Annotated in this window: 16 protein-coding genes; 5 read left to right on the top strand and 11 right to left on the bottom strand. The window is 69.5% G+C overall.

Going from position 1 to position 19,545, the window contains the following annotated elements:
* Window positions 1-651: 651 nt before the first annotated feature.
* The 11 genes from GGQ63_RS17250 to GGQ63_RS17200 all read right to left on the bottom strand — a co-directional run bounded on the left by GGQ63_RS17250 (window position 652) and on the right by GGQ63_RS17200 (window position 12,676).
* Window positions 652-1,665, bottom strand: a complete 1,014-nt coding sequence (locus tag GGQ63_RS17250; protein ID WP_183857852.1) for an ABC transporter permease — start codon at window positions 1,663-1,665, stop codon at window positions 652-654.
* Entirely contained in the window at window positions 1,662-3,170 is a 1,509-nt protein-coding gene (locus tag GGQ63_RS17245) for a sugar ABC transporter ATP-binding protein (protein ID WP_183857851.1), read from the bottom strand. The genes GGQ63_RS17250 and GGQ63_RS17245 overlap by 4 nt, the downstream gene beginning before the upstream one ends.
* Window positions 3,167-4,423, bottom strand: coding sequence for an LVIVD repeat-containing protein (locus GGQ63_RS17240; protein WP_183857850.1), 1,257 nt, complete (start codon window positions 4,421-4,423; stop codon window positions 3,167-3,169). The genes GGQ63_RS17245 and GGQ63_RS17240 overlap by 4 nt, the downstream gene beginning before the upstream one ends.
* Before the next feature lie 96 nt (window positions 4,424-4,519).
* Window positions 4,520-5,563, bottom strand: coding sequence for a substrate-binding domain-containing protein (locus tag GGQ63_RS17235; RefSeq protein WP_183857849.1), 1,044 nt, complete (start codon window positions 5,561-5,563; stop codon window positions 4,520-4,522).
* A gap of 170 nt (window positions 5,564-5,733) precedes the next feature.
* Complete coding sequence (locus GGQ63_RS17230; RefSeq protein ID WP_183857848.1) at window positions 5,734-6,243, bottom strand: hypothetical protein; 510 nt, start codon at window positions 6,241-6,243, stop codon at window positions 5,734-5,736.
* Between the two features lie 106 nt (window positions 6,244-6,349).
* On the bottom strand, window positions 6,350-7,471 hold the full coding sequence (locus tag GGQ63_RS17225) for an iron-containing alcohol dehydrogenase (protein WP_183857847.1): 1,122 nt from the start codon (window positions 7,469-7,471) through the stop codon (window positions 6,350-6,352).
* Window positions 7,472-7,591: 120 nt separating this feature from the next.
* Window positions 7,592-8,341: an RraA family protein gene (locus tag GGQ63_RS17220; RefSeq protein ID WP_343061188.1), complete on the bottom strand. Its 750-nt coding sequence runs from the start codon at window positions 8,339-8,341 to the stop codon at window positions 7,592-7,594.
* 48 nt (window positions 8,342-8,389) lie between these two features.
* A complete protein-coding gene (locus tag GGQ63_RS17215) occupies window positions 8,390-9,559 on the bottom strand; it encodes a mandelate racemase/muconate lactonizing enzyme family protein (RefSeq protein ID WP_183857846.1) in 1,170 nt (389 codons plus the stop codon).
* A gap of 12 nt (window positions 9,560-9,571) precedes the next feature.
* Window positions 9,572-10,444, bottom strand: a complete 873-nt coding sequence (locus GGQ63_RS17210) for a carbohydrate ABC transporter permease (RefSeq protein WP_183857845.1) — start codon at window positions 10,442-10,444, stop codon at window positions 9,572-9,574.
* Window positions 10,441-11,370 (bottom strand): carbohydrate ABC transporter permease, encoded by a 930-nt coding sequence (locus tag GGQ63_RS17205; protein WP_183857844.1) that lies wholly within the window; start codon window positions 11,368-11,370, stop codon window positions 10,441-10,443. Before GGQ63_RS17205 ends, GGQ63_RS17210 begins: the two co-directional genes overlap by 4 nt.
* Window position 11,371: 1 nt before the next feature.
* Window positions 11,372-12,676, bottom strand: coding sequence for an ABC transporter substrate-binding protein (locus tag GGQ63_RS17200; RefSeq protein ID WP_183857843.1), 1,305 nt, complete (start codon window positions 12,674-12,676; stop codon window positions 11,372-11,374).
* 866 nt (window positions 12,677-13,542) lie between these two features.
* On the opposite strand from GGQ63_RS17200, the gene GGQ63_RS17195 reads away from it, so the two are divergent.
* The 5 genes from GGQ63_RS17195 to GGQ63_RS17175 all read left to right on the top strand — a co-directional run bounded on the left by GGQ63_RS17195 (window position 13,543) and on the right by GGQ63_RS17175 (window position 19,517).
* The gene (locus GGQ63_RS17195) at window positions 13,543-14,256 is read left to right on the top strand and encodes a FadR/GntR family transcriptional regulator (protein ID WP_210308560.1); all 714 of its coding nucleotides are present in this window, start codon (window positions 13,543-13,545) and stop codon (window positions 14,254-14,256) included.
* A 256-nt stretch (window positions 14,257-14,512) separates the two neighbouring features.
* Complete coding sequence (locus tag GGQ63_RS17190) at window positions 14,513-16,057, top strand: Do family serine endopeptidase (protein ID WP_183857842.1); 1,545 nt, start codon at window positions 14,513-14,515, stop codon at window positions 16,055-16,057.
* A gap of 131 nt (window positions 16,058-16,188) precedes the next feature.
* A complete protein-coding gene (locus tag GGQ63_RS17185) occupies window positions 16,189-16,914 on the top strand; it encodes a response regulator transcription factor (RefSeq protein ID WP_281380224.1) in 726 nt (241 codons plus the stop codon).
* Window positions 16,901-18,289 (top strand): sensor histidine kinase, encoded by a 1,389-nt coding sequence (locus GGQ63_RS17180; RefSeq protein WP_183857841.1) that lies wholly within the window; start codon window positions 16,901-16,903, stop codon window positions 18,287-18,289. The genes GGQ63_RS17185 and GGQ63_RS17180 overlap by 14 nt, the downstream gene beginning before the upstream one ends.
* 109 nt (window positions 18,290-18,398) lie before the next feature.
* Window positions 18,399-19,517, top strand: coding sequence for a site-specific DNA-methyltransferase (locus GGQ63_RS17175; protein ID WP_183857840.1), 1,119 nt, complete (start codon window positions 18,399-18,401; stop codon window positions 19,515-19,517).
* The last annotated feature ends 28 nt before the right edge of the window (window positions 19,518-19,545 follow it).

The following is a 19,545-nucleotide window of genomic DNA, read 5'->3' as shown; positions in this document are numbered from 1 at the left end:
CTTCGCGGGAAGGACGGGTGGACAGGAGCCACCGAGGACGCCGGCCGTCACGATTATGGATGCCGGCACGGAGGCCGGCATGACGGGTGGAGGGGGGTGTTCCGAGAGCGGCGGACGGACGGTTCGAGGATGCAGAGCGCTCGGCTTCTTCAAGAACCCCCGTCACCCCGGCCTCCGTGCCGGGGTCCATAATCGTGGCGCGGGGCGAAGGGTGCATCAGCTCCATTCCATACGCCCGTCACCGCGGGCGTCGATCCGGGAACGATCCCGCGCACCGGCTCCACCCGTCATCCTCGCGAAGGCGAGGATCCATCCCGCCGAGCGGTAGTCGGTTTCATGGATTCCCGCCTTCGCGGGAAGGACGGGTGGACGGGGGCCACCGAGGACGCCGGCCGTCACGATCATGGATGCCGGCACGAAGGCCGGCATGACGGGTGGAGGGGGGTGTTCCGAGAGCGGCGGACGGACGGTTCGAGGATGCAGAGCCCTCGGCTTCTTCGAGAACCCCCGTCACCCCGGCCTCCGTGCCGGGGTCCATAATCGTGGCGCGGGGCGGCCCGAGCGCCGCTCCCGGCCGCCCCCACCCTGGCCCTCCGCCCTAAGGGGAGGGAAGCCGGGCCCGGCCCGCCTGTCCTCGCCGCGAGAACGTCCCTATCGCGCCTTCCTGCCCAGACCGAATGTGAGGGCGAGGGCGCCGACGAGCACCGCGCCCTTGACGAAATCCTGTGTGTAATAGGGCGCGTTGAGCATGGTCAGCCCGTTGAGCAGCACGCCGACGAAGATCGCGCCGATCACCGTGCCGAGCACGTTGGCGCGGCGCGCGTCGAGCACGGCGAAGCCGATCAGCGCGGCGGCGACCGAATCGAGGAGCAGCGAGGCGCCGGAGGAGACGTCGCCCCGGCCGACGCGCGCGGCGACGATCAGGCCGCCGAGCGCGGCGAGCGAACCCGACAGCATATAGGCGGCGAGGCGGTAGGCCCTGGTCGGCGCGCCGGCGAGGTGAGCGGCCGTCTCGTTGCCGCCGATCGCATAGAACACCCGGCCGAAGCGCGTCCGCTCCATCAGGAACCAGAAGACGAGCGCCACCGCCGCCATGACGACGACCGGCACCGGCACGACGTCGAAGAGGCGCAACCGGCCGAGCACGAAGAAGGCCGGGTCGTAGGCGCCGGCGGCGGTCGAGCCGTCGGGCAGGATCATGCCGGCCGAGATCGACCGGCCGCCGGTCGGGATCAATTGCAGGCCGGCGAGCAGGAACATCATGGCGAGCGTGGCGAGAAGGTCCGGAATGCCGAGGCGGACGATCAGCAGACCGTTCGCAAGACCGATCGCGGCGCCGAGCGCGAGCACGAGGCCGATCGTCTCGCCCGCGCCGAGCTGCCAGACCACCATGGCATAGCTCGCCGCCATCACCGAGGAGGCGGCGACGGAGCCGACCGAAAGATCGAAGCCGCCGGCCGACAGGGTCACCGTCACGCCGACGCCGAGAATCGCGACGACCGACACCGCCTGCAGGATCGAGAAGAAATTGTTGGTCGACAGGAAGGCCGGCTCGGCGAGCCGGAAGCCGACGACGAGCACGACGAGGAGGGCGACGAGCGCATAGCGGCGGACGAGCGCGGCGCGGTCGCGGCGCGGGACGGCCGGGGCGGGGATGTCGGTCATGCTGACGCCGCGCCCTCGGCGCGCTCCACTTCGCCGACCGCCGCGATCAGCGCGGCGTCCTCGGCCTCGGTCTCGAACAGGGTGTGGTCGCGCATCACGAGAATGCGGTCGGCGACCTCGAGCGCCTCCTCGGCGTCGCTGGTGGCGATCAGCGTCGTGGTGCCCGACCCGCGGATCGCCGTGATGAGATCGGCCCGCGCGCCGACATCGACGCCCTGGAACGGCTCGTCGAGCAGGAGCAGGCGAGAGGGCTCGGCCTGCCAGCGGGCGAGCACCACCTTCTGCTGATTGCCGCCCGAGAGCTGGTCGAGCGTGTCGTCGGGACCGCGCGCCTTGATGCCGAGCCGGGCGATCGCCTCGACCGCGGCGCGCCGCTCGCGCGCCGGGCGGAGGACGCCGAGCGGGAACCAGCGGCCGAGATGGGGGAAGGCGATCGTGCCGGCGATCGTCGCGCCGGGGATTTCGGGCGGCAGGAGAGAGGAGCGCCGGCGGTCCTCGGCGACCATGAACACCCCGCCGGCGATCGCCTCGGACGGCCGGCCCGGCGCCCAGCTTCGGCCGTCGAGCGCCACCGTGCCGGAGACCGGCCGGGCGAGACCGTAGAGCGTCGAGAGCAGCCGGCTCTTGCCCGAGCCGAGCGCGCCGGTGATCGCCACGACCTCGCCGAGGCGCAGCGTCAGATGGAAGGGGCGGGCGCCGGGAACGAGCACCACGTCGCGGGCCGAGAGCACCACCGGCCGCCGCAGCGTGGCGTCGGCGCGCGCCGGCGCCTCGAAGGGCCGGCCGATCATCGCGGCGACCGCAGCGCGGAAATCGATCGGCCGGCGGAATTCGCCGACCGCCACCCCGCCGCGCAGCACGACGGCCCGGTCGGCGATCGCCGCGAGGTCGCCGAGCCGGTGCGAGATGTAGAGGATGGCGATGCCCGCCTCGCGCAGCCGTCCCAGGATGGCGAACAGCCGCTCCGCCTCGCCGGCCGCGAGGCTCGACGTCGGCTCGTCGAGGATCAGCACCGCGGCCTTGGCGGCGACGGCGCGGGCGATCGCGATCAGCTGCCGCTCGGCGGGCCGCAGGTCCGCGAAGTCGCGGTCGAGCGGCAGGTCGAGGCCGATCGTGGCGGCGATCGCCGCGGCCCGGCGGCGGATCGCGCCGGGGCTCGTGAAGAGCCGGCCGCCCGGCGCGCAGAGCTCGTCGAGGAGGAGGTTCTCGGCGACCGTCAGGCCGGCGGCGCCCGCCTGCTCGGTCGCCTGATGGACGGTCGCGATGCCGGCCCGCTTCGCCTCGCGCGGGGCGGCGAAGGCGACGGGCCTGCCGTCGAGGGTGATCGTGCCGGCATCGGGGGCGAGCGAGCCGGAGAGGATCTTGACGAGGGTCGACTTGCCCGCGCCGTTCGCGCCCATCAGCGCGACGATCTCGCCCCGCTCGATCGCGAGGTCGGCGCCGGCGAGCGCCCGCGTCGCGCCGAAGCGCTTCTCGATGCCGGCTGCCGCCACCACCGCCGTCATCCGCCATACTCCATGATGGCGAGACCGGCGTTGTAATCCGTCGAGTAGACGAGACCGTTCGCGTCGACGAAGACGTCGGCCGACTGGATCACGCGCGGCCGGTTCGGCCGGCGGTCGACCATGCGGACCGGCGCCGGGGGCACGAGAGCGCCGGTTTCCCGCGGCCGGAAGGGATCCGAGATGTCGAAGACGCGGACGCCCGCATTCTGCCAGGTGGCGAAGAGGAGCGTGTCGGAGACGAAACTGCCCGGCCGGTTCTCATGCAGGTTGTGCGGGCCGAAATGTCCGCCTTTGCTGGTATAGTCGGCCTCGTCTGGAGTAGGCAGGGTGGCGATCGAGACCGGGTTCGCCCTGTCGCGGATGTCGAAGAGGAAGGTGTGCTTGCGGCCGTCCTCCTCATGGTCGGCCACCGCTTCGTCGGCGACGACGAGCAGGTCGCGCGCCGGCAGCGGCAGCGCGGAATGGGTGCCGCCGCCGAACGGCGGCGACCAGTTGCGGTGCACCAGGAGCTTCGGTTTCGACCGGTCGGCGATGTCGAGAATGGTGAGCCCGCCGTCGCGCCAGCAGGCATAGGCGGTGTCGCCCTCGACGAGCGCGTGGTGGAGCGCGAAGCGCCGGCCTTCGCCCCAGGCGGGTGTCTCGCCGGCGGCGAGATGCATGCCGGGGATCCACCAGCGGCCGGCCTCGACGGGCCGGGTCGGGTCGGCGAGGTCGACGACGAGGAGGATGTAGTCGCTGTAGCCGTCGAGAAGCGCCGAGACATAGGCCCAGCGGCCGCCGACATACCAGATGCGGTGGACGCCGACGCCCTCGACGGGGAAGAAGCCGATCTGGCGCGGCGCGGTCGGCTGCGCGATGTCGTAGACCGCCATGCCCGCCGACCAGTTGCGCGCCGGGCGGGCGCCGCCCGCGGTGCCGACGGTCTCCCCGACCGAGCGGGTGTAATAGACCTTCTCGTCGGCCGCGAAGGCCGCGTCGGCGAACAGATCGCGCGCGTGCACCACGAGGAGCAGGTCCTCATGGGTTTGCAGATGGATGGTCCAGGTATTCTGCGGCGATGGGACATAGACCGTCGCGCCCGGATTCTTCGGGTCGCGGACATCGACGATCGAAAACCCGCGCGACCAGGGATGCGCGACATAGGCATAGCCGCGATGCACCATCACCTGCAGCGCATCCGGCCGGCCGCCCTGATCGGAATGACCGATCAGCTTCATGTTGCGGGCGTAATCGGGTACCGGCAGATCGGTCATCGTCGGGAGGTCCGCTTCGAAAGAACGGTGCCCGGCGGGAGCCGGGCACCGATCGTTCCTTGAGGTACAGACGGGGCGTGTCCGCGGCAAGCCCGCTCAGCGGGCGGGCGCCGGAATCCACGCTGCCTTGGCGGCGTCGGAATCGCGGAAGGCCGGGAACTTCTCCTGCAACTGCTCGATCGTGCCGATGCCGTTGTCGACGAGATCGGCGCGGGTGACGAGGGTCGGCTGGATCAGCACGGAACGGCCCGGGAACTGCCCGGCTATGTCGAGCGAGAGCGCCCGCACCGAGACCTCGCCGACGACCGCGGCGTTGGTCGCGGCGGTCGCGACCCACGGGCTGCCCGGCTCGATGATCGCCTGGATGTCCGAGGTCGAGATGTCGATGCCGTAGATCTTCACCGTCTCGCCGAGGCCGAGCTCGTCGATCGCGAGCTTGACGCCCCGGGCGAACTCGTCCCAGGGGGTGAAGACGACCGAAAGGTTCGGATTGGCGCGCAGCACGGCCTTGGTCTGGTCGGCCACCGAGGCCGCGACCGTGTCGTTGACGACGCCCCAGCTCGCGACTTCCTTGATGCCGGGATACTTCTGGGTAAAGCTCTTCCAGACCGCATAGCGGCGGTCGAGCGGGGCGAAGCCGGCGACATAGACGACGCCGCCCTCGAACGCTTCGCCCTGTTCTTTCACCGCCTGCTCGAGCACCAGCCGAGCCATGTCCGCATCGGACTGCTCGATCTGCGGGATCTTGGGATTGTCGAGATTGACGTCATAGGCGACGACCTTGATGCCGGCGTCGAGCGCGGCCTGGGCGACGTCCTTGAGGGCTTCCGGCTGGCCGTTGTTGATGACGATGCCGTCGACGCCGAGATTGATCGCCTGCTGGATCAGCTCGCGCTGCGTGTTGATGTCGTTGCGGGCCTGCGAGACGTTCGCCTCGATGCCGAGCGCCTCGGCCTGCCGCTTCACGCCCGCCTCGAAGGCCTGCAGCCAGTCGCCGGAGCCGAGGAAGCTCACCACCGCGATGCGGACGCCGCCCTTGTCGAAGGGCGCGGGCGCGCCGGCGAGACCTTCGGCCATCGCCGGACCGGCGGTGAGCGTCAGACCGGCGGCGAAGGCGGCGGAGACGAATTTTCTGAACATGGCGAGCCCCATCGAGAGATGGCCGCACTTTAGCTGCGGCGAAGAGGGCCGCCGAGCGAATAATTTACCCTTCCCGGCCGCTTCGTGACATTTCCGTCCCGCGCCGCGACCGGCCGGGAAAAGCGGTTCGGCAGGGGCTCGGCCGACGCGGCACGGGGCTCCGAACGCCGTCAGATCGCTCGGCTGTCATAGGCCCAGTGCAGCAGCGCCTGGCGCTGGCGCGGCCGGCAGCGCCAGTTCATCGGCTCGCAGTTGGCGCGGAGCTGCGCGACATGGCGGCGGATCGCCTGCCAGCGGCCGACCTGCCGCTCGTCCTCGCCGGGCAGCCGCCGGCCGCGATAATAGCGGCAATACCACTGGAACCAGCCGCGCGGATCGTCGGGATGGATCCAGCCCTTCTCGCGCCAGACCGAGAGCGGCTGGCTCGCTGCGACGGCGAAGAAATTGAGCCGCGGATCGGCACCGCCGGGCGACAGCTTCGCGCGCTCGAACCAGGTGGCGGGAAACTCGTCGCGGCAGTCGGTCATGTATTTGCCGCCGAACACGCCGAGGGCGAGCATCTCCGGCGGCGTCAGTTGCGGCCGGAAATCGGGATGGAAGTCGCCGCCCTCCGGTGCGACGAGGGCATAACGATAACCCCGCTGCATCCGGTCGTTCACTTCGACGAGGATGGGATTCATGCCGCCTGTCCGCTCCGCGGCTCGACCCGCCGCACCGCTTCTACGGCGCGACGGGTCGGGAGGTTCAACCGTTGCGACGGCCGGACGAGGCCGCCGCCCGTCTTCCTCAGACCATCACTGCGTCGAGCATGGCGCGGTAGTCCTCGGCCGTCGGGGTGCGCGGATTGGTGGCGTGGCTGTGGTCGGCGAGCGCCCGCTCGACGATGGTCGGCAGCACGGATTCGGGAACGCCGAGGGTCTTCAGCCCGGCCGGAATGCCGATCCGCCGGTTGAGCGCGGCGACCTCGGCGGCGAGATCGGCATCGGCGGGAAGGCCGAAGGCGGTGGCGAGGCGGGCGATCCGGTCCGGCACCGCGGCCTGGTTGAAGCGCAGAACCGGCGGCAGCAGGATCGCGTTCAGCGTGCCGTGATGGAGGCTCGGGGATTTGAGGCCGCCGAGCGCGTGGGACAGCGCGTGCACGGCACCGAGGCCCTTCTGGAAGCCGAGCCCACCTTCGAGCGCGCCCATCATCATCTCGGACCGCACGTCGAGATCGGAGCCGTCCGCGACGGCCCGCTCGATGTTGCGCCAGATGCGGGCCGCACCGTCGACGGCGATGGCGTCCGCCGGCGGATTGAAGCGGGGCGACAGGAACACCTCGATGCCGTGCGACAGGGCGTCCATGCCCGTCGCGGCCGTCAGCCCGGGCGGCAGGCCGAGCGTCAGCTCGGGGTCGCAGATCGCGCGCTTGGGGATCAGATGCGGGCTGATGAAGCCGAGCTTCTCGCCGCTGTCGAGGGTGAGGAGGGCGGCGCGGCCGACCTCGGCGCCGGTGCCCGAAGTGGTCGGCACGGCGATATAGGGCGGCACCGGGCCGATCCGGCCGATGCCGCCATGGATCGCGGCATAGGAGGCGAGCGGACCGTCATGGCTCGCGAGCAGCGCGACGCCCTTGGCGAGATCGATCGGCGAACCGCCGCCGACCGCGACGAGTCCGTCGGCGCCTTCCTTGAAGAGCGCGACCGCGGCCCGCACCGCGGCCTCGGTCGGATTGGTGGGGACATCGAGGAAGACGGCCGTGCCTTCCGGCAGCAGGGCGCGCACCCGGTCGAAGAGGGGCGTCGCAGCGAGGCCGCGGTCGGAGACGAGCAGGGGACGGCGGATGCCGAGCGCGTCGAGCGCCGCCGGCAGCGTCTCGATGACGCCCGCCCCGAACTCGACCTGCGTCAGATAGTTGATCGTCGCCACGGCGTTCCTCCTTCATGCCGATCCGCCGGCCCGCCGCCCCGGGGAGCGACGCGCCGCGGCGCCGTCATCGCGCGTCCCGCCGCCGACCGCAAGGGTGCGAGCCGGCCGCGGGCGAGGGCGTCAGCGCGGCTGCGCCGCCCGCCAGGCGCAATATTCGTCCTCGGCTTCCGGCGTGAGCGGATAGTATTTCCGCAGGTCGCCGCCTTCGGACAGGCGGATGCGGGCGAACTCCTCCCATTCCGCGTGCTGGCCGGCGATCTCGACGAGCTTCTCGGCGAGCGCGATCGGCACCACGACGACGCCGTCATCGTCGGCGACGATGATGTCGCCGGGGATGACGAGGACGTTGGCGCAGGCGATCGGCACATTGACCGCGAAGGGGATGATGTTGGTCTGGGCGTGGTAGTTCGGCGTCACGTCGCGCACCCAGACGCCGAGATCGAGTTCGGCCGCCTTCGCCGAGTCGCGGATGCAACCGTCGATCACGACACCGACGCCGCCGCGGCCGGCGAAGAAGGTGAGCATCATCTCGCCGAAGATGCCGCTGCCGAGATCGCCGCGCGCATCGACGACGATCACGTCGCCGGCCTGCGTCGGATACATCACATGGCGGTGGAGCTGCAGCTCGGGGTTCTCGTATTCGGCGGCACCGTAGAGGTCCTCGCGCTTCGGCATGCATTGCAGGGTGAGCGCCGGGCCGGCGACGGTGCGGCCCTTCTTGAGCGGCCGGGGGCCGCGGATCTGTGCGTCGCGGATGCCGAGGTGCTGGGCGAGCTCGCTCGACAGGGTCGCCGTGCCGATCGCGGCGAGCGCATCGCAGAGCGCGCGGGGCGGGCGGGCGATGTCCTTGATCTCGATGGGGGTGGTCACAGGGATCTCCGTGCGGAAGGGGCCGGCGGGCGGCGACGGGGCAGGGGGTCAGCGCGCATCCGGATCGCCGAAGCCGTCGATCATGTTGGCGCGCAGGTAGTCGAGGTTCATGGTGAGGCCGAGGCCCGGCGCGCGGGGCAGATGGATGCGCCCGCCCGAATTGTCGATCGGCGTCTCGATCAGCCGGTCGTAATGCGACAGGTCGCAATCGCTCGTCTCGATCCGGTAGAAATTCGGCACCGTCATCATGACGTGGGCGCCGGCGGTGACGTTGATCGGGCCGCTCGCATCGTGCGGGCTGACCGGCACGTAATAGGCCTCGGCGAGCGTCGCGATCTTCTTCAGTTCGCTGATGCCGCCGGTCCAGGTGACGTCGGGCATCAGATAGTCGGTCAGCTCCTTCTCGAGGATCGGCACGACTTCCCATCGCGTGTGCAGCCGCTCGCCGACCGAGATGGCGGCCGAGACCTTCTCCCGCACCTGGCGGAGCGCATGATAGCTCTCGACCGGCACCGGCTCCTCGAACCAGTCGATCCCGCCGGCCTCCTCGAGCGCGCGGCAGAGCCGGATCGCGGTCGGCACGTCGAACCGGCCGTGCGCGTCGATCAGGATCTCGATATCCGGCCCGGCGGTCTCGCGGATCAGCGCGGTGAGCTCGGCCGCCTCGCGCTCGCCCTTCTTCGAGAGATAGCCGTCGAGATAGCCGTGCGGGTCGCTCGACCGCGCCTCATAGGGCGGGAAGGGGTCGAACTTGATCGCGGTATGGCCGGAATCGAGGATGCGGCGGATCTCGGCGACGACGCCCTCCTTGGACGTGAAGCGCGTCTGGTCGGGGTGGGTGTAGATGAGCACGTCGTCGCGCACCGCACCGCCGAGCAGGGCGTAGATCGGCACGCCGTGCACCTTGCCGGCGATGTCCCACAGCGCGATGTCGATGCCGCTCACGACATGCGATGCGGCGCCCCGCGAGCCCATATAGGTGAAGGACCGGAAGGTCTTGTGCCAGAGCTGCTCGATCCGCAGCGGGTCGTCGCCGACGATCAGCTCGTTCAGCTGCCGCAGGATGCCGGCGACGGCACGGTTGGCCGGCTTCGTCGTCGTCGTGATCTCGCCCCAGCCGGAAATGCCTTCGTCGGTCCGCACCTCGACGAAGAGATACTCGCCCCAATAGGACCGCTCGACCTTGACGAGCCAGGGGACGACCTTCGTGATCTTCATGTCTGTTCCTCCTCAACCACGAACCGCGCCGGACACCAGGCCCTTCACGAGAAGCCCCTGCGCGAACCACACGAAGACGAGTGTCGGGATCACCATCAGCACGCCGGCGGCCGACATGGCGCCCCAGTCGATGCCGAACTGCGAGACGAAATTGGTGAGGCCGACGGGCAGCGTCTGCGCCGCCTCCGAGGAGGAGAGGGTGAGCGCGATGAGGAGGTCGTTCCAGGTGAAGAGGAAGGTGATGACGGCTGCCGCGCCGATCCCCGGCGCGATCAGGGGCGAGACGATCTGGACGAGCGTGCGGACCGTGCCGGCGCCGTCGATCTGCGCCGATTCCTCGATCTCCTTCGGCAGATCCTGGATGAAGCCCATCAGCAGCCAGATGGCGACCGGCAGCTTGGAGGCCGTGTGCGTCAGCACGAGCGCCGTCAGCGTGTCGAGCAGGCCGATCGAGGCGAAGACGGCGAAGAGCGGGATGGCGAGCGCCACCACCGGGATCATGCGCATGATCAGAAGCACGCTGATCACGATCTTCGCCCCCGGCAGCCGGAAGCGGGCCATCGCATAGGCGCAGGGCACGCCGATCAGGATGACGAGCACCACCGTCGCGACCGAGACGGCGACGGTGTTCCAGAGATAATCGGCGAGGCCGTACTGGCTGAACACCGAGACGTACTGGTCGTAGGTGACCGATTCCGGCAGCACCCGCACCGGCACGGCGAAGATGTCGGCCGAGTTCCGCAGCGAGGTGATGACGAGCCAGGCGAGCGGGAAGATGGTGAGCGCGATGGTGCCGAGGAGCACCAGATAGCGGACGACGAGCCCGAGCGGCAGGCGGCGCCGGCGCCGGCGCCGCGGGGCGGGGGTGAGCGCGATGTCGGTCATGGAGCCCTCCGCAGTTTCCGCCGCGCCCAGGGGATCCCGTAGAGCAGGCCGAGCAGAGCGAGCGACAGGAACAGCGCGATGTAGGAGACGGCCGCGGCATGGCCGAAGGCCGCGCCCTGGAACGCCAGTTGATAGGCGTTGACGGTGATCAGGCTGGTGGCGCCGCCGGGGCCGCCCTGCGTCATCAGCCAGACGACGTCGAAGGTGCGGAACGTGTCGATGATGCGCAGCATCAGCGCGATCATGATGATCGGGCGCATCAGCGGCAGGGTGATGTGCCAGAAGATGTCCAAAGGGCTGGCGCCGTCGACCTGGGCGGCCTCGAGCGGCTCCTGCGGCAGCGATTGCAGGCCGGCGAGGAAGAGCAGCACGAGGAGCGGCGTGTTCTGCCAGACATCGGCGATGATCACCGAGGCGAGCGCCCAGTTCGGATCGGAGAGCCAGGGCGCCTCGGGCAGGCCGAGAAAGCGCAGCACGCCGTTGACGAGGCCGTACTGGCCGTTGAAGAGCCAACGGAAATTGAGGCCGACCACGGCCGGCGCGATCATCGGCGGCACGAGCAGCAGGGTACGGGCGAGCTTCAGCCCGCGCAGCCGGCCGTTGACGAGCACGGCGACGCCGATGCCCGCGACCACCTCGATCGCGATCGTCAGCGCCGAGAAGATCAGCTGGACCCGCAGCGACTGCTGGAAGCCGCCATTGCCGAGCGTGTCGGTGTAATTGGACAGGCCGACGAAATGTTGCGACGGCGCCGCGAGATCCCACCGGTAGAAGCTCATCACGAAGGAATAGCCCAGCGGATAGATCAGGATGGCGATCATCACGATCAGCGCCGGGCCGGCGAGGAGATAACCTGTCTGCCAGGAGGGGACCAGCGGCGACTTCCGCCGCCGCTGGAGGCCCGCCGGCGATGCGGCGAGCGACATGCTACTGATAGGCCCCCGCCTGCGTCATGATCTGCAGGGCCTCGGCGGCGGCCTGGTTGAGGGCGTCCTCCGGCGTCGCCTGATTGCTGAGCGCCCGCTCGATGGTCGCGAACATCAGCGTGCAGACGCGCGAGAAGCCGGGCAGCTTGGGCCATTCCTTGCCGGTGGCGATGGTCTGCTCGAGCTGGCCGAGCCATTCCGCCTTGGCGCCGCTCGCCTCCGAAACGACCTGTTTGGCGACCGACACCCGGCTCGGAAAGTTCGAGAACTCGTTGAAGTTGAGGAGCTGCGCTTCCGGGCTCACCGTGTATTTGATGAACTCGACCGCGGGGCCCTTGCGCTTCGACAGGCTGTTCAGCGCCATGGCGTGCGAGATGGCGCAGGAGATCGACTTCCTGTGCCGCACATAGGGGGCCGTCGACCACTTGCCGACGACCTTGGAGGTCTCCGGATTGGAGAGCGTCGCAAAGGCGCCCGGCCAGTCGAACGTGTCCATCACCGCGCCGGAGGAGAACTGGGTCGAGTTCTCGTTCCACTGATAGGAGACGGCGTCGGGCGGCACAACCTTCCACTTGTGGATCAGGTCGCGATAGAAGGTCAGCGCCTCGATGCCGGGCGCCGCATTGAAGGCCGGCTTGCCGTTCTCGTCGACCCAGTCGCCGCCCGCCTGCCAGAGGAAGTCGCTGAAGGTGCGCTGCGCGGGATCGCCTTGACCCGGCACGACGAGGCCGTAATAGCCGCCGCCGGTCAGCTTCCGGCTGACGTCGACGAGGTCCTCCCACGTCTCCGCCGCCTTCAGGCCGTGCTCGGCATAGACGTCGGAGCGGTAATACTGCGAGCGGGAGTCCATGTTGCGCGGAATGGCCGCGAGGTTCTTGTTCTTCGGATCGACCAGATAGTCGACGCCGACCTGATAGAAGTCCTTGAGCTCGTCCTCGCTGAAATATTCGTTGAGGGCTCCGAAATAATTGAAGAAGGAGTCGATCTGCGCGGTATGCGTGCTGAACACGTCATAGAGATTGCTGCGGGCGGCGCCGAGCGTGACGATCTTGGTGGTGAGGGGGGTGAATTCGAGCAGGTCGTAGCGGACGCGGATGCCGGTCTTTTCGGTGAAGTCGGAGACCACCTTTTCCCAATATTTCGGGTAGAGCGGGCCGCCGGTGATCAACAGCGCCCGGATCTCGTCGCCCGGAGCGGCCCGGGCAATGTGCGGGGCGGACAGGCTCGATGCACCGAGCAGCGCCGCGGATCCGCCGAGGAAACCGCGCCTCGAAAGCAGGCCGTGCTTGGAAAACTTGTAGGACATGTTGGTTCCTCCCTTGTCGTGGATGCCTCTGCGCCGCCGCGCTCCTCCCGGCGGGCAGGGGATGGATCAGGACATGCGCCGGCACAGGCCGGCGCCGGATGGTGGCGGCACCCCTCTTCTTCGAGACAGGATCGGGGCGCCGGGCGGTGCAGCCCGGCGCTGGGACGGCAGGGTCGTCGCTGATGGCCGGCCCTGGAGAGCCGATCCCGGCTCCTCGTGCCGGAAAAGCGACGTCTTCGCCTGTGGATGCAGAGGCGGGCGCACCCGCGCAACCTCTCCTGGCATTGTTCCTCCCCGCCGTGCCGTGGGCCGCTGCGAGATCGGACTCCGCGCCTTTGCGGCGCTGGTATGCTTATCGACTTGTCCGATAAGTTGATGCTACTCTGCCCCTTGGTGGAGGTCAAGCGGGCGGCACGATCGATGAGGCCAGACGGCCGGCCTAGTCAGGATGCGCGGGCTTCTGCCCTCGGGGCGGACGGGCCGGCGCCGACGTCACCCTCGAATGGGGTCCCGCCGCCCCCGAGCGACGTCCCGCCAGACGGCGGCCCGCCCTCATGCGAGGACGCGGGGCGCGCAGGCCATTGGACCGCCCGCCTTCGTCCTCGCCTGCCGCTCTTTTCCCGGCTGCACCCGGCGGGGGCATTGCCGCGGCGCGTCGCTTGCGCCATGACGGTCGGGACGACCGAGGAACGCCATGACAAAGCCGGCGGACCGTGCAACCATCCCCTTCGACCCGTGGCGGGCGCAACCGAGGGCAGCCGAGGAGCGGCCGAGATGATGACGAGCGGAACAGCCGGATCCGGCGGGGCGGCTCGCAGGGGGCGGGTGCTGCCGCGCGACACGGTCTGCGTCGGGGTGGCACGATCTTGACGGTCAAGGTGCAGCTCAGAACGCTTCCCGTTCAGATCGCCGGCGTGCTGATCCGCCGGATCGCGACGAACGTCTTCGCGGACGGCCTCGTTCCCTCCGAACTGCAGATCACCACCGAGTTCGGCGTTTCCCGCGCGGTGGCGCGCGAGGCGCTCAAGATTCTCGCCTCGCTGGATATGGTCGAGATTGCGCAGGGTCGGCGGGTGACGGTTCGGCCGATCGCCGAGTGGGACTATCTCAGTCCGCTGCTGATCGAGTGGCTGCCGCCCGACCAGGTGCGCGAACTGCTCCTCGAACTGCACGATGCGCGCGTCATCTTCGAGCCGGCGATCGCCGCCGAGGCGGCACGCACGCTGTCGCGAGAGGATCTCGAGCGGCTGCGGACCATGCTCGACGCCATGCCCGCGGCGCATGACGACCCGGACGCCTACATCCGGCTCGACCTCGAATTCCACATGGAGATCTGCCGGGCGACCCGGAACCGGATTCTCGACCGGTTCATGTTCTCGTCGCGCTGGTGGCAATCCGCCGCCCGCCGGATCAGCAATCAGGCGCCGCACGCCCTGCCGATCGCGACCGAGCAGCACCGGGCGATCTATGAGGGCCTCGCGACCCGTGACGCGAAGCGCGCCGAGGCCGCTATGCGGGTCCATCTCGAGGCGAACAAGTCGAACTTTCTCCTCGGACAGCAGGCCCTCGCCGCGCGGTAGCGCGCCCCCCGCCGGCGCGGACGAAGCGGCGAGGCGACCGCTCGGTACGGAAGAGAGGGTCGGACCCTCACCCCCCTCTCCCGCGCCGTGGGAGAGGGCGCGCCCCGCTCACCCCGGCTGCCCGCCGCCTCACGCCACATTACCAAGCTTTCATCTTCTCGACAGGCAGCCGTAAGGTGGGTGGCGGCATTCTCTCTCTCGACGGTGACGCCACAGGTCGTCGCCGAAACCGATCCGACCGATATGGAGAGAGAGCATGTCCGCCAACACTGAGAACGAAAGCGGCCGGAAGGGCTCGTTCCTCGCCGCCCTGCGCCGTCACGCCCTGCTCGGCACCGCCCTCGTCGCGATCGCCGGCGGCGGCATCGCCGCCGAGGCGGTGATGACGCGGGCCACGCCGGCTTTCGCCGAACAGGTGCGTGTCGAGAACCCGCCCGCCGTCTTCTCCTTTGCCGACGTCGTGCAGCAGGTTCGCGGCGCAGTCGTCAGCGTCCGGGTGAAATCCGAGACCACCGAGACCCGCATGAGCGGCCTCGACGGCCTGCCCGACTTGCCCCCCGGCTCGCCCTTCGAGCGCTTCTTCCGCGAATTCCGCGACCGGCAGGGCGGCCAGGGTCAGGGGCAGGGCGGCGAGACCCGTCGGGTGCCGCGCATCGGCCTCGGTTCCGGCTTCTTCATCTCCGAAGACGGCTATGTCGTGACGAACAATCACGTCGTCGACAAGGGCACCGAATTCGTCGTGACGACGGATGACGGCAAGGAGCACACGGCCAAACTGATCGGCGCCGACCCGAAGACCGACCTCGCCCTCCTCAAGGTCGAGCCGAACGGCACCAAGTTCAAATATGCCGCCTTCGCGCAGGACGACGCCGGCACCCGCGTCGGCGACTGGGTGGTGGCGGTCGGCAATCCGTTCGGCCTCGGCGGCACGGTGACGGCCGGCATCGTCTCGGCGCTCGGCCGCGAGATCGGTTCGGGTCCCTATGACGACTACATCCAGATCGATGCCGCGGTGAACCAGGGCAATTCCGGTGGCCCGACCTTCAACCTCAAGGGCGAGGTGATCGGCATCAACACGGCGATCTATTCGCCCTCCGGCGGCAATGTCGGCATCGCCTTCGACATCTCGGCGCGCACCGCGCGGCTCGTCATCGAGCAGCTGAAGGAGCATGGCGAGGTGGTCCGCGGCTGGCTCGGTGTGCAGATCCAGCCGGTCACCGCCGACATTGCCGACAGCCTCCGGCTCGAGGGCACCGAAGGCGCGCTCGTCAACGAGCCGCAGGCCGACAGCCCGGCGCGCGAAGCGGGCATCCGCGCCGGCGACGTCATCCGCTCGGTCGACGGCAAGAAGGTCGAGGACGCGCGCGGTCTCGCCCAGATCATCGCCGGCTATGCGCCCGGCTCGAAGGTCTCGCTCGACGTCTGGCGCGACGGCAAGGGGCGTCAGGTTTCGGTGACGCTCGGCCGCATGCCGGCAGACCAGCGGCAGGCCTCGGCCGATGATCAGGACCAGTCGGACGCCAAGCCCGCCTCGGTCGCCGATCTCGGCATCGCCATCGCCCCCGCCTCGGATGGCCCGGGTGTGGTGGTCGCCGAGGTCGATCCCGACGGCGCGGCCGCCGAGCGCGGCATCTCGCAGGGCGACGTCATCCTGTCGGTCGGCGGGGTCGACGTGAGCCGCCCGGCGGATGTCGAGCGGGCGATCGCCTCGGCGAAGAAGGACGGCCTCAAGGCGGTCCTGATGCGCCTCAAGTCGGGCGACGATACGCGCTTCATCGCCATCCCCTTCGGCCGGGCCTGATCGCCCGACCGCTCGATCCGGACGAAGGCGCGCAAGCCCTTGCGCCAAGCCCCCACGATGCCTTCGTCCGGCGCCGGCAGGCGGAAGCCGCACCGCCTGCCGGCCCCCTTTACCTCTCGAGGGAGGGTCCGATGCTCTCGCTGCCCGTCGCGCGCGATATCGGCTATCGTGCCCCCATGCGAATCCTGCTGATCGAAGACGACCGCGAGGCGGCCGCCTATCTCGTCAAGGCGCTGAAGGAGGCCGGTCACGTCGCCGACCATGCCGCCGACGGCGAGACCGGCGCGCATCTCGTCGAGGACGGCCATTACGACGTGCTCGTCGTCGATCGCATGCTGCCGAAGCGCGACGGTCTGTCGATCGTCGCCGAGATGCGCCGCCGCGGCGACGACACGCCGGTGCTGATCCTCTCCGCGCTCGGCCAGGTCGACGACCGCGTCAAGGGTCTGCGGGCAGGCGGCGACGACTATCTGCCGAAGCCCTATGCCTTTTCCGAACTGCTCGCCCGCGTCGAGGTGCTCGCCCGCCGCCGCAAGCCCGGCGAGACGGACACGCTCATCCGCGTCGGCTCGCTCGAGCTCGACCGCCTGTCGCGCGAGGTGCGCCGCGCCGGCCAGCCGATCCCGCTGCAGCCGCGCGAATTCCGCCTGCTCGAATATCTGATGAAGCATGCCGGCCAGGTGGTCACCCGCACCATGCTGCTCGAGAATGTCTGGGACTACCATTTCGACCCGCAGACCAACGTGATCGACGTGCACGTCTCGCGGCTGCGCTCGAAGATCGACAAGGGTTTCGACGAGCCGCTGCTGCACACCGTGCGCGGGGCCGGCTACATGATCCGCGATGGCGTTCGGTAGGGTCGTCCGCACCACCGCGTTCAAGCTCTCCGCGATCTATTTCGTGGTCTTCACCGCCTTCGCGCTGGTCTTCGTCGTGTCGATCTCGAAGACCACCGACCGGCTGATCGGCGACCAGGTGCGCGAGACGCTCGACGCCGAGATCCGCGGCCTCGCCGAACAGGGCCGGCTCGGCGGGCTGCCGGCGGTGATCCGCACGGTCGACCAGCGCAGCCGCGCGCCGGGGGCGAGCCTCTATGTCGTCACCGATGCCGAGGGCGACGTGATCACCGGCAATGTGACGGCGATCGCCCCGGCGCTGATGGAGCGGGTCGGGCTCGATCCGGTGGCGATCAACTATCAGCGCATGGCCGATGTCGCGAGCGTCAACACCGCGCTCGTCCAGGTGCTGCAACTGCCGGGCGGCTACAGGATGCTGGTCGGCCGCGACATCTCCGAGACGCAGAAATTCCGCGACATCGTCGAGCGTTCGCTGTTCTCGATCGTCGTGCTGATGATCGGGCTCGCGCTCGTCTCCTGGTTCTTCGTCAGCCGGCGCGTGCTGAAGCGGATCGACTCGGTCGCCGCGACGAGCCGGCGGATCATGGAGGGCGACCTCTCCGGCCGGCTCGAGATCACCGGCACGGGCGACGAGTTCGACCGGCTGGCGGCGAGCCTCAACGCCATGCTCGATCGTATCGAGGCGCTGCTCTACGGCCTCAAGGACGTCACCGACAATGTCGCCCACGATCTGAAGACGCCGCTCACCCGGCTGCGCAACCGGGTCGAGAGCGCGCTCGCCGGGCCCGAGCGGAGCGACGCCTATCGCGCCGCGCTCGAGGCGACGATCGAGGAATCCGACCATCTGATCCGCACCTTCAACGCGCTGCTGATGATCGCCCGCATCGAGGCCGGTTCGCCGGACGGCTCAAGGGCGCCGGTCGACCTCGCCGAGGTGGCGGCCGATGTGGTCGATCTCTACGAGCCGCTGGCGGAGGAAGCAGGCGTCGCTCTTTCGGTGGAAGCGGAAGGTGCGGTGACCGTGGAGGGTGTACGCGAGCTGATCGGCCAGGCGCTCGCCAATCTCGTCGACAACGCGATCAAATATGCCGCCGGCGAGGAGGGCGACCTGCGCACCCCTGCGGCGCGGATCCATGTCCGGCGCGAGGGCGACCTTGCGGTGGTGACGGTCGCCGACAATGGACCCGGCGTGCCGGAGGCCGACCGTGCCCGGGTGCTGCAACGCTTCGTGCGGCTCGAGAAGAGCCGCTCGCAGCCCGGCAGCGGCCTCGGCTTGAGCCTCGTCGCCGCGGTCGCGCGGCTGCACGACGGCTCGATCACGCTCGACGATGCCGGCCCCGGGCTCGCCGTGACGCTGCGCCTGCCGGCGCGCTGACGCGCTCGCCCGCCGGTCCGCAACCGCTCGTTAACCATCTTCGGGAACCGCGCCTTAACCGTGCCCGGTAACCATGATCGCCAGTGTTCGTGGCGTGTGGAGTGCGGGGATGGCGGCGTTGCGCGAGGCGGTCCGGCAGGCGGATGCGCCGTTCGAGAACGTGATCCTGAAGGGCGATTGCGTCGCGGCGCTGGAACGGCTGCCGAAGGCCTCGGTCGATCTCGTCTTTGCGGACCCGCCCTATAATCTCCAGCTCGACGGGGGCCTGACGCGCCCCGACCAGTCGGTGGTCGACGCGGTCGACGACGACTGGGACAAGTTCGCGAGCTTTGCGGACTACGACGCCTTCACCCGCGCCTGGCTGCTCGCCGTGCGCCGGGTGATGAAGCCCGATGCGGGGCTCTGGGTGATCGGCAGCTATCACAATATCTTCCGTGTCGGCGCGATCCTGCAGGATCTCGGCTTCTGGATCCTCAACGACATCGTCTGGCGGAAGTCGAACCCGATGCCGAACTTCCGCGGCCGGCGCTTCACCAACGCGCACGAGACGATGATCTGGGCGGCAAAGAGCGCCGATGCCCGCTATACCTTCAACTACGAGGCGATGAAGGCCTTCAACGACGATGTCCAGATGCGTTCGGACTGGCTGCTGCCGCTCTGCACCGGCGCCGAACGGCTGAAGGACGGGGCCGGCCGCAAGCTGCATCCGACCCAGAAGCCGGAGGCACTGCTCGCCCGCGTGCTGCTCGCGAGCTCGAAGCCCGGCGATCTGGTGCTCGATCCCTTCTTCGGCTCCGGCACGACGGGTGCCGTCGCGAAGCGCCTCGGCCGCTCTTATGTCGGTGTCGAGCGGGAACAGGCCTATATCGACGCCGCGGAGGCGCGCATCGCCGCGGTCGAGCCGATTGCGCCGGCCGCGCTTCAACTGCTGCGTGGCAAGCGCGCCGAGCCGCGCATACCCTTCGGCACGCTGATCGAGGCCGGGCTCGTCGCGCCGGGCGCGATCCTCGTCGATGCGCGCGGTCGCCATCGTGCCGAGGTTTCAGCGGACGGCACGCTGCGCTCGGGCGCGCATCGCGGCTCGATCCACCGGGTCGGCGCCGCCGTGCAGGGTTTCGACGCCTGCAATGGCTGGACCTTCTGGCATATCGAGGCGGCGAGCGGCGCGGTGCCGCTCGACGCTTTGCGGCAGAAGCTGCGCGACGACATGGCCGCCGCGGGGGGGTGAAGGCCCTCACCCTGCCCTCTCCCGCGGA

Origin of the sequence: Prosthecomicrobium pneumaticum (assembly GCF_014199915.1) — a bacterium.
Taxonomy (GTDB): Bacteria; Pseudomonadota; Alphaproteobacteria; order Rhizobiales; family Kaistiaceae; genus Prosthecomicrobium; species Prosthecomicrobium pneumaticum.
Note: the sequence above shows the minus strand (reverse complement) of the source record. Positions and strands in the feature narration are given on the sequence as shown.